Source organism: Brunnivagina elsteri CCALA 953, assembly GCF_002289455.1.
GTDB classification, from domain to species: domain Bacteria; phylum Cyanobacteriota; class Cyanobacteriia; order Cyanobacteriales; family Nostocaceae; genus Brunnivagina; species Brunnivagina elsteri.
Map to the genome: position 1 here is coordinate 1 of NZ_NTFS01000235.1, position 10,493 is coordinate 10,493.

Here is a 10,493-nt window from a genome sequence, read left to right on the forward strand (position 1 = left end):
TTCCCACACTTACTTACAAATAATACAATTGATAAGTCGATGGTTGGGATATTTTATTTTTTTGGAAGCAGTTAAACAAAAAAATGATTTCGCGAACTGAAGTAGATTAAGGAATATGAGCTAGTTGACAAATCGCCATGATATGGGACGAATATTTATTAGTGCTGTAGCGAATAAGTTCCAATCCAGCTTGTGCGAGTTCTTGCTGAAGCTGGGGTATTTCAAACTTGTGATGTCTCCAAATAGTAATGTTATCGTCTGCGGAAAATTCAATATTCTTGTCAATTCCCTGAATATTGAAAATTATTGTGTAATTGTGGAGAAATTTGATATTAGCAACCACACTATCTCTAACAGAATCGTACTTTCTCACAAGTTGGCAATCTTCCGATTTAATTGCGATCGCACTTGTTATCCATTTATATATATTCTCTGCATGATAATCACAACCTCCTCTAGCTTCACCATTCCACTTGGAGTTAGAACCAATTTCATTAGTCAGAACTAATAAATCATTCTTTTTCATACTTTTGCTAAAATTATTAAAAACTCTAGATCGATTGTGGTGATTACCGATTGTAACTCCCAAATGTAAGATGATATTTATTGTTTCTTGATTTTGATTTGGTTCATTTTCTAATAATGTTTTGGGTATACAAGAATTTTCGATATCAAGAGTATCATTAATATAATTTATTTTTGGAAACCAGTTTTTAAAGTTTTTTTGAGAGACATCAAGTAAAGCTTCGCTGATATCTAAGGCAATATATTGATTGATTTTACCCAGTTTCTGGAGTTGACGAATATATTTTTTAATAGGATATGAATTACCAGCACCAACATCAATAATATTTACTTTGCTACCAACTAGATTATCTCCATTCAAATATTGAAAGTTATTATTTAAAAGCTCAATTTCTACATTTGATGTTCTATACCAAGTCGGAATAATATATTTTTGATAAAAATTATCCCAAATCTTTCCACCTTTTCCTTTATAAGAATACTTGAGAGGTATTTCCCGTCTCACTTCTAATGCGTCAATTATTTCTAAAATTTCGACTTCCGAAAAAGTCGTATAAAAGTCAGAACTGGGTTTTACTATACGATGAGTAGAATTTGGATTATTCGAGTCAGAATTAAGCATAGTAAACAAAGCAAAAGAAATAAAAATGAGAAGTCAGCAATCAGGAATCAGCAATTAAGAGTATTTCGAGCAAGTAAAATTGATTTATTTCTTCTCTTCTCTTCTCTTTTGACTTTTTACTTTTATCTTTTGACTTTTTCCATCTGTCTCCGTGCTTCATACAAAATCAATGCGGATGCGATCGCAACATTCAATGATTCCACTCCTGGATTCAGGGGTATATTTACCTGCACATCTGCCATTGCCGCTAATTCTGCTGATAAACCAGCTCCTTCATTACCCAACAAAACCAAAGTCGGTTGACACCAATCCACATCCCAATAAGTTAAACTGGCATTTGCTAAAGTTGCAACAATTCGCATCCCCGCATTTTTAGCTAGAGTTACTGTAGCTTTTAAATCTTCGCTTTTTACCATCGGAAGACGAAACCACTGCCCAGCACTGGCTCTCAATACCTTCGGGCTGTCTAAATCAACACAATCTTTGCTTACAATTAACCCCGATGCCCCAGCAGCAGCAGCAGAGCGAATCATTGTCCCCAAATTTCCAGGGTCTTGTATTGTTTCCAAAGCTAATATTAAACCAGAAAAAGCCACTTGTTGAGGGTTCAGACCACGTTTTGCCGTTGCGACAACACCATCAGGCTGTACAGTAGTTGCGATCGCATTGAGTACATCCTCACTAACGATTTCGGTGCGATCGCATTTTTGAGAAACCTCTTCCCACAATTGAAAATGCTTTGCTTGCCACTCTTCGGTACAACAAAAAGCCTCCAAAGGATAATTTGCAGTAGCGGCTTCTTCTAGTAAGTGCGTTCCCTCCAACAAAAATAAATCCTGTTGATGACGCTCCTTAGCGGAATGCAGCTTGCGAATTTGCTTGACTAAAGTATTTTGTAGACTAGTTAACATGGGAAGTTATACCAATTACTTGTGAAGCTACACATTATTTCGATTCCTCCAACCTCGCCTTAGTAAGGGGAGGTGCCACAGGCGGTGGGGTTATTTTATGCATCTTCAATATTAAAATGGTATTAGGAGTTAAAGATTAGGAGTTTATTTAGATATTCATCACCCTTAACTCTTCACTCCTAACTGAATAGTCAATGCGGAACCCGGGACTCGAACCCGGAAGCCTTGCGGCACATGAACCTGAATCATGCGCGTCTACCAATTCCGCCAGTCCCGCCAGCGTTTAGAGAATTTTACATTACAATCCACAATTTTTTAATTGTTGCTAAATAATTTGTATTTGTCAAGAAAATAATAGATTTATAATATTTTTGCTGCGAAAGTGATGTATCTTGATATTTTTGCCCTTACCGTTAACGGACACTACCAATTCTCCCAAATTATGTAGTGCAAAAATGTAGACAAATTCAGTCTTTACTGTAAAAATCAAAACCAACTTCCAACGTATAAATTTTATTTAATTATTTTTTGGAGGGTAGGCTTATTAATCCTGTTAGCGGCTTACCAGATACAAAGAATGCACCCGAAGCAGACTCCTCAGTCTTGCGGGTATGGGGCGGTCATTCTCTGCGAGGTCATGTCAAGATAAGTGGGGCAAAGAATTCGGCATTAGTCCTGATGACTGGAGCCTTGTTGTGTTCCGGAGATTGTCGTATCCGCAACGTACCCAGACTTGCCGATGTGGAACGGATGGCTCAAGTATTATCGGCTTTGGGCGTTAAAATCCATCGAGATGGCGAGACTTTAGACGTAAATGCTAGAGAATTTACTACTTCTAAAGCTCCCTACGAGCTTGTAACTCAGTTGCGGGCGAGTTTCTTTGCCATCGGCGCAATATTAGCACGCTTGGGCGTAGCTCAAATGCCTTTACCGGGTGGTTGTGCGATTGGTGCAAGACCAGTAGACTTACATGTCCGGGGATTGCAGGCAATGGGAGCTGAGGTACAAATCGAGCATGGTATTTGTAACGCTCACGTTCCCGGCAATAAAGGCAGGCTCAAAGGTGCCAAAATCTACTTAGACTCCCCCAGCGTCGGTGCCACCGAAACCCTGATGATGGCTGCTACCTTAGCGGATGGGGAAACAATCCTCGATAACGCAGCTCGCGAACCAGAAGTGGTCGATTTGGCGAATTTCTGTAACTCGATGGGGGCAAAAATTACGGGTGCTGGTACTAGTACTATTACGATACTAGGTGTTAGCAATCTACATTCAACCGATTATGAAGTGATTCCCGATCGCATTGAGGCAGGTACATTTTTAACAGCAGCAGCAATCACCCATTCGGAATTATTACTGTCTCCTGTCGTACCCGAACACCTGCTACCCATAATTGCCAAGCTACAAGAAATGGGAGTCAATGTTGTTGAGGAAGCACCCAATTGCTTGCGTGTATTGCCCGCAGCAGTACTCAAAGCAGCCGACATTCAAACATTGCCCCATCCAGGTTTCCCAACCGATATGCAAGCCCAATTTATGACACTATTGGCTCTTGCGGAAGGTGACAGTTTAATTAACGAAACTGTATTTGAAAACCGTTTGCGTCATGCCTCCGAATTGAATCGCTTAGGGGCTGATATTCGCGTCAAGGGTAACATTGCTTTTGTGCGTGGAGTCCACTCATTATCAGGGGCACCAGTACTAGGAAGTGACCTGCGAGCGTCTGCGGCTTTAGTTGTTGCTGGATTAGCTGCCAGTGGCGAAACTACAATCAAAGGATTGCAGTTTTTAGATCGGGGTTACGATCGCCTCGATTTGAAGTTACAGCAGTTGGGAGCCAAAATTGAACGAGTTAGGGAAGTTGAAGCTGATATTGCGATCGCAACTGCGACAAATACAGTACAACCAGCCTAAATCGTAGAGACGTTCCATCGGAAGGAACGTCTCTATTTTTATTTTTTATTCCATCCAAACAAGAAAACCTATATCAACCTTACCAATCGCCATACATAGCAGTTCGCTATACTAGTACCTAGTGAGATAAAAACCAAACTTTTAACTAACCTGCTCCCCATGTCCTTTTTCAAAACTCAACTAATTGGTCTTAAAGCCGACTCATTTCGCCATCCCCTTGACCTCGAAGCCACCAAAACTTTAAAACAGATACCAGGCTTGGATATGATGGTGCGAAACCTGCTTGGACCTGTTGCCGAACAAGTTTTTTATGTTGAGAACATTGCATCAAGCATATTGGTAGGAGAAAACCAATTACCAGATTTACACAATCTGTTACTCGAAGCCTGCAAAATTTTGGACATCGAACCCCCCCAGCTTTACCTACGTCAGCATCCCGCACCAAATGCCTACACCTTTGCCATGCGCGGAAAACAGCCTTTTATTGTGGTACATACCTCCCTCATCGACATGCTGACACCAGAAGAAATTCAGGCTGTACTTGCCCATGAACTCGGACACCTCAAATGCGACCACAGTGTTTATCTCACCCCAGTTAACTTATTGATACTGGCAGCAGCTTCCGTACCCACAATTGGTGCAGTTCTCGCCCAATCAATTCAATCCCAACTCTTGGAATGGGTTCGATGCGCCGAATTTACTTGCGATCGCGCCGCACTACTTGCCACCCAAAACCCCAAAGCTGTCATGTCCGTACTCATGAAACTAGCAGGTGGTTCCCCAACCCTCGCACCACAACTCAACCTTGATGCCTTCATCGCCCAAGCCCGTGCCTACGACGACATCAGCAACACCGAACTTGGTGAAACCGTCAAAGCTGCCCGCACCGCACAACTAACCCACCCAGTCCCCGTACTCCGAGCCAGAGAAATCGACAATTGGGCTGCCAGCAAAGAATATCAAAAACTCTTGCAAAATTATCCGAACATAGGTTATAATGGAGAGGTTGCACCCAAGGGCGGGTGGCGAAATTGGTAGACGCAGCAGACTCAAAATCTGCCACCGAAAGGTGTGAGAGTTCGATTCTCTCTTCGCCCATTTTTTAATAATCACAACCCCATCGTAGAGACGTTCCGGTGGAACGTCTTTATTGATATTGATATTGATATTGATATTGATTTTTTATTTAATTGACTACTGTATTACACTAGATTACAATAAGTAGGTAATTACAAAAAACACCCAATTATCAATATATGAGACTCAAAAGGTGGGAATCCCCCCGAAAAGAAGGGAGAAACCACAAAGGTAGAGGTGGTTCTGCAAGACAGCGACAACTGAAAAAGCAAAGGCAAATGTTACGCAAGCGACTTCAAGAAGACACCAAAGCAGACAAGCAAACTAAAAACCAAAACCAAAATAATCAAGGGGGAGAAAATATTTCTTCCCCTTATTTTTTATCATTTTCCCTTTCCCCTAACACCCAAAACCTCCCCCCCCAGGAGTTTCCACAACAAAAATATCCCCAGATTGCATCTCAACCGTTGCAGTACTACCCAAATTCTCCTGACTTCCATCCCGACGCAGAATGTAGTTACGTCCTACCTTTCCCCCTTCCCCCGAATTTAAACCAAAGGGAGAAATAACCCGATGTCCAGAGAGAATATTTGCCGTCATTGGTTCCAAAAACTTAATCCGACGAATAACCCCATTCCCACCAGAATATTTTCCTTTCCCCCCACTATCAGCACGCAAACTAAAACTTTCCACCATCACAGGATAGCGAGTTTCTAAAACTTCAGGGTCAGTTAAACGGGAATTGGTCATGTGGGTTTGCACCGCATCCGTACCATCAAAGTCAATTCCAGCACCAGAGCCACCACAAATAGTCTCATAATATTGATATTTTTCATTCCCAAAAGTGAAATTATTCATCGTTCCTTGGGAAGCTGCCATGACATTTAATGCACCATATAAAGCATCGACAATTATTTGCGAAGTTTCCACATTACCAGCAACTACTGCTGCGGGATAAGTTGGATTCAGCATACAACCTGTGGGAACAAGAATTTCTAAAGGCTTTAAACATCCCGCATTTAAGGGAATATTATCATTAACTAAAGTCCTAAATACATATAGAACAGCAGCTTGAGTTACTGCTTTCGGTGCATTAAAATTACTATTTAATTGTGCAGATGTACCAGTAAAATCAATTATGGCACTGCGTTTTGCCCGGTTGATTATCACACTGACTCGAATTTCTGCACCACTATCCATCTCATAACTAAATGAGCCATTCTTCAGAGTATCGATTACTTTTCTGACTGCTTCTTCGGCATTATTCTGCACAAATTCCATATAAGCTTGGACTGTTTCTAGTCCATATTGAGCAACCATTTTCCGAAGTTCTTGTAAACCTCTTTCATTTGCCGCAATTTGGGCTTGAAAATCAGCAATATTTTGATTAATATTTCGTGCAGGATATTTATGATTTGAGAGATGTTGTCTAGTGGAAGTTTCTAATAAATTACCTTCTTCAACCAAGAGAAAATTATCAAAAAGTATTCCTTCCTCTTCAATATTAGTACTGTGGGGAGGCATTGAACCCGGAGTGATTCCACCAATATCAGCTTGATGTCCGCGAGATGCAACATAAAAAATCGGATATTTTAGAGAATATTCATCTCCTGTTTCTAAAGTCTGATTATCTAATTTTTGGTTAAGAAAAACAGGGGTAATAGCTGTAACATCAGGAAGATGAGTTCCTCCGTTGTAGGGATTATTAGATAGATAGACATTTCCCGGTTTGATATTATCACCTTTATCATTAATTAAACTGCGAACACTTTCACTCATCGAGCCTAAATGCACGGGAATATGTGGAGCATTTGCCACTAATAAACCGGAAGCATCAAAAATCGCACAGGAAAAATCTAACCTTTCTTTTATATTCACTGAAGCAGCAGTATTTTGCAGAACAATACCCATTTGCTCGGCAATAAATTGATAAAGATTTTTAAATATTTCTAAACGAACTGGGTCAGGTTGAGATGTTATATGCATTTTAATTCATGCTCCAGTAGATAGATATTTATTTTATATTTGATTTTATGGTATAGCATCATACTATAATAATCCTAAATCATTTACGAACAATCCAAATCAAATATGATTTCGATATATCGGAATCAAGAAAATTATCTACCAGGAGTTTTCTATGCTCAAGCTTTATCACAATCCCATTTCTCCCCATTCTCGTCGTGTTTTGGTTGCATTATTAGAAAAAAACATAGAATGCGAGTTAGTGGAAATTGAGCTAAATGGGGTTCCAAATCGACCAGAATTGTTAGCAATTAATCCTTTGCATCATATTCCAGTATTAGAAGATGACGGCTTTAGGATAATAGAATCTTTGGCGATTCTTGATTATTTAGAAGCAAAATATCCAAATCCTTCCCTGCTTCCTACTAATGCTCAAAATTTAGCAAAGGTAAGAATGGTGCACTGTCATGATTGGTTTACCAATTGATTCAGAAGTAGTTGAACCAGCAACCCAGAAAGTCTTAAGGATATTAACCTTTTTGGAAGAACTTTTAGGAGAACAAAAGTATTTTGCTGGTTCAGATTTTACCCTTGCAGAAGTAACAGCAGGAACCGTATTAACTATTATAAATCTTGCAGGATTATCGCTTGATAAACATCCGAAACTTAAGATTTTGACTGAAAATTTAAATCAGCGTGCTGCTTGGATTCAAAGTTTACCTAAAGATTCAGCAATGGAGGAATTTAAGACTATGATGAAGGCTAGATTTACTGGTTCTTAAATATCATTAAAGAACTAGAGAATTTACTTACCTAATTTGAAATTAGGGACTTGCGGAAAATAAAATATCCCAACTTATAGATTTATCAATCAATTATATCCTTCACAAGGGTGGGAAAACCCCACCCCTACAAGAATTAGGGAGACTTTTTTTGTATTCTCTTATAGGATGTTTGAATCTATTAATTAATGCGTTCTAAGATTAAATGATTAAGCTCAGTTAATTGTGCTTCCCAGTTAGGTTCAACTACAATCGTACTAATTTTTTCAACAATGATTGCGGTTCCCCTAATTTTATCTCCTGGTTGTAAATTCTCTCTTTGATAAACTGGTGTATCGTGCCATTTATCCCTAGTAAACATTTGTACTGTGTCTACGGGTATGGGAATTTCATTAATAGAACGAGTACGAGTGACTAAAGGTTCTGGGGGAGTATCCATTTTTTGAATTAGCTCCACTGAAACTGACTCGACAATTAAGTTTTTTTCTAATTGAATAAAACCATAACGGGTTTTATGTTCTTTCTCAAATTCCTGCCACATTGTTGCTATATCCAATCCAAAATTCACAGTCAAAGCAGAATTAGTTCCCTCATATTTTAAATTTATCTTTTTAACTAATTTTTGTCCATCTATCTTCCCATCTTCTCCATTTCTCACTTGGGTTTCCAAAGTATCCATTAATTGCTGTACTTCTATAATTAATTCTTTTGTTAATTCTTTTCCCATACCTGCTTCTCTAATTGTTCTCACATCTGCTAATCCCATGCCATAAGCAGAAAGAACACCAGCATAAGGATGTAAAAATATCTTTTTCATTCCCAATGTATCGGCAATTAAACAAGCAACTTGTGCCCCCGCACCACCAAAACAACAAAGTACATACTCAGTGACATCATAACCCCGTTGTAGACTAATTTTTTTAACCGCATTTGCCATATTTTCAACTGCGATCGCAATAAATCCTGCTGCGACTTGTTCGGGGGTACGATTATTACCTGTAGCTGTTTTAATCTCTGTTGCTAAGTTAGTAAATTTCTCAACTACAACCTGTTTATCTAAAGGTGAATTCCCATCAATTCCAAATACGGAAGGGAAATATTGAGGGTGAATTTTTCCTAACATAATATTGGCATCAGTGACAGCTAAATGTCCTCCCCGTCGATAACTTGCTGGACCAGGATTTGAGCCAGCAGACTCAGGACCAACTCGATAACTCGAACCGTCAAAAAATAGAATTGAACCACCTCCAGCAGCAATTGTATGGATATCTAGCACAGGAACTCGCATCCTTGTACCAGCAATTTCTGAATCTAATTGACGTTCATATTCACCTTTAAAATGGGCAACATCTGTACTAGTTCCCCCCATGTCAAAGGTAATTACTAACTCAAAACCTGCTCTTTTACTAGTTTGAATTGCACCAACAATACCACCCGCAGGACCACTCAAAATACTATCTTTACCTTGAAATTGTTCTGCTGTAACTAATCCGCCATCCGATTTCATAAACATTAATTTAACTGCGGGTAATTGGCTGGTAATTTGGTTGACATAACGGCGTAAAATTGGAGTTAAATAGGCATCGACAACTGTTGTATCCCCCCGACTCACTAATTTCATTAAAGGACTGACTTGGTGGGATATCGAAATTTGGGTAAATCCAATTTGTTGAGCAATTTCTGCGACTATTTGTTCGTGTTTGGGATAACTGTAGCTGTGCATAAATACAATGGCACAACTACGAATTCCAGCATTATAAGCTACTTGTAAATCTTTTTTGACCAGTTCAATGTTTACAGAAGTTAATTCATTTCCGTTTGCGTCGTAGCGTTCATCAACTTCCACAACTTGCTCATAAAGCATTGTCGGTAAAATGATGTGACGGGCAAATATATTTGGTCGATTTTGATAACCGATTCTTAACGCATCTTTAAACCCTTTGGTGATAACTAAAACAACGCGATCGCCCTTTCTTTCTAAAAGCGCATTTGTCGCTACTGTCGTCCCCATTTTAACCACTTCTATTGCTTCTGTGGGGATGGGTTGATTCGTCGAAATTCCTAATATATCTCGTATAGCTTGAATAACTGCATCTTGATATTGTTCGGGATTTTCGGAAAGTAATTTATAAACAATTACCCATTGCTGATAGGGAAGGGGAACTATTAAAAAGCGTTCTGGATGGTTTAATAATCTATCGATAACTGGTTGAGAGTCTGTAACGACAACAATATCTGTAAATGTGCCACCTCTGTCTGCGAATACTTTTAACATAATTAAATTTTTGTTTGTTTATTTTGAACAATGGGATTTGATGTAATTTATTTTACTTCATCTAGTCAATCCCATCATTTCTAACCTGCGACTACACCAACAAATGTAAATAGCCACCATTAAAACAATTCGCAATTATGTTTTGTAACGGAGATTTTACCCCGACACAAAACACGCTACCCTTCTATTGCTGGGGAATTAAACAGAACAAGCTTGTTAAATCTCTATATTCCTCTATATTCGTCTGTGCAACTCTGCGTTTGAAAATAAGAACTCAGGAGCAAATCAATAGATGGGATAAGCAGAGCAGCATATCGTACTTTTTGCAAACTCAAAATTTCTCCACAATAAAAAGCGAGTAAAGCAATATAGTACTCAATAAAGTTATACAATTAAGATTACTATTAAGATTGAGATACGGT

8 protein-coding genes, 2 tRNA genes and 1 pseudogene are annotated in these 10,493 nt (G+C 39.0%); 6 read left to right on the forward strand and 5 right to left on the reverse strand.

The window, feature by feature from the left end; translation table 11 throughout:
- Positions 1–106: 106 nt before the first annotated feature.
- The 3 genes from CK510_RS19095 to CK510_RS19105 form a co-directional block, all read right to left on the reverse strand.
- Positions 107–1,147 carry an L-histidine N(alpha)-methyltransferase gene (locus CK510_RS19095; protein WP_095723218.1) on the reverse strand — a complete coding sequence of 347 codons (1,041 nt, stop codon included), beginning with the start codon at positions 1,145–1,147 and terminating at the stop codon, positions 107–109.
- A 122-nt stretch (positions 1,148–1,269) separates the two neighbouring features.
- Positions 1,270–2,058: a TrmH family RNA methyltransferase gene (locus CK510_RS19100; RefSeq protein WP_095723219.1), complete on the reverse strand. Its 789-nt coding sequence runs from the start codon at positions 2,056–2,058 to the stop codon at positions 1,270–1,272.
- Between the two features lie 195 nt (positions 2,059–2,253).
- Positions 2,254–2,335, reverse strand: a tRNA-Leu gene (locus CK510_RS19105).
- A gap of 251 nt (positions 2,336–2,586) precedes the next feature.
- Between CK510_RS19105 and murA the strand changes: the two genes are divergently transcribed.
- The 4 genes and pseudogenes from murA to CK510_RS34415 all read left to right on the forward strand — a co-directional run.
- Entirely contained in the window at positions 2,587–3,972 is a 1,386-nt protein-coding gene (murA, locus tag CK510_RS19110; RefSeq protein WP_095723220.1) for a UDP-N-acetylglucosamine 1-carboxyvinyltransferase, read from the forward strand.
- Between the two features lie 159 nt (positions 3,973–4,131).
- Positions 4,132–5,010 carry a M48 family metallopeptidase gene (locus tag CK510_RS19115; protein ID WP_095723221.1) on the forward strand — a complete coding sequence of 293 codons (879 nt, stop codon included), beginning with the start codon at positions 4,132–4,134 and terminating at the stop codon, positions 5,008–5,010.
- Positions 4,989–5,070 (forward strand) — tRNA-Leu (locus CK510_RS19120). The genes CK510_RS19115 and CK510_RS19120 overlap by 22 nt, the downstream gene beginning before the upstream one ends.
- Before the next feature lie 158 nt (positions 5,071–5,228).
- Positions 5,229–5,429, forward strand: a pseudogene (locus CK510_RS34415) (hypothetical protein); the annotation flags it as partial.
- A 19-nt stretch (positions 5,430–5,448) separates the two neighbouring features.
- Here CK510_RS34415 and CK510_RS19125 read toward each other — a convergent pair.
- The gene (locus CK510_RS19125) at positions 5,449–7,035 is read right to left on the reverse strand and encodes a hydantoinase B/oxoprolinase family protein (protein ID WP_095723222.1); all 1,587 of its coding nucleotides are present in this window, start codon (positions 7,033–7,035) and stop codon (positions 5,449–5,451) included.
- 154 nt (positions 7,036–7,189) lie between these two features.
- On the opposite strand from CK510_RS19125, the gene CK510_RS33535 reads away from it, so the two are divergent.
- Positions 7,190–7,501: a glutathione S-transferase family protein gene (locus CK510_RS33535; protein WP_245912218.1), complete on the forward strand. Its 312-nt coding sequence runs from the start codon at positions 7,190–7,192 to the stop codon at positions 7,499–7,501.
- The gene (locus CK510_RS33540; RefSeq protein WP_245912219.1) at positions 7,482–7,796 is read left to right on the forward strand and encodes a glutathione S-transferase family protein; all 315 of its coding nucleotides are present in this window, start codon (positions 7,482–7,484) and stop codon (positions 7,794–7,796) included. Before CK510_RS33535 ends, CK510_RS33540 begins: the two co-directional genes overlap by 20 nt.
- A 181-nt stretch (positions 7,797–7,977) precedes the next feature.
- Here the strand turns inward: CK510_RS33540 and CK510_RS19135 are convergent, their stop codons facing one another.
- Complete coding sequence (locus CK510_RS19135; RefSeq protein WP_095723223.1) at positions 7,978–10,071, reverse strand: hydantoinase/oxoprolinase family protein; 2,094 nt, start codon at positions 10,069–10,071, stop codon at positions 7,978–7,980.
- Between the last annotated feature and the right edge of the window lie 422 nt (positions 10,072–10,493).

Excerpts from the sequence above, each read along its gene's own strand:
- CK510_RS19095 (WP_095723218.1), bottom strand. The coding sequence starts at position 1,147 with ATGCTTAATTCTGACTCGAATAATCCAAATTCTACTCATCGTATAGTA.
- CK510_RS19100 (WP_095723219.1), bottom strand. The coding sequence starts at position 2,058 with ATGTTAACTAGTCTACAAAATACTTTAGTCAAGCAAATTCGCAAGCTG.
- CK510_RS19115 (WP_095723221.1), top strand. The coding sequence starts at position 4,132 with ATGTCCTTTTTCAAAACTCAACTAATTGGTCTTAAAGCCGACTCATTT.
- CK510_RS19125 (WP_095723222.1), bottom strand. The coding sequence starts at position 7,035 with ATGCATATAACATCTCAACCTGACCCAGTTCGTTTAGAAATATTTAAA.
- CK510_RS33535 (WP_245912218.1), top strand. The coding sequence starts at position 7,190 with ATGCTCAAGCTTTATCACAATCCCATTTCTCCCCATTCTCGTCGTGTT.
- CK510_RS33540 (WP_245912219.1), top strand. The coding sequence starts at position 7,482 with ATGATTGGTTTACCAATTGATTCAGAAGTAGTTGAACCAGCAACCCAG.
- CK510_RS19135 (WP_095723223.1), bottom strand. The coding sequence starts at position 10,071 with ATGTTAAAAGTATTCGCAGACAGAGGTGGCACATTTACAGATATTGTT.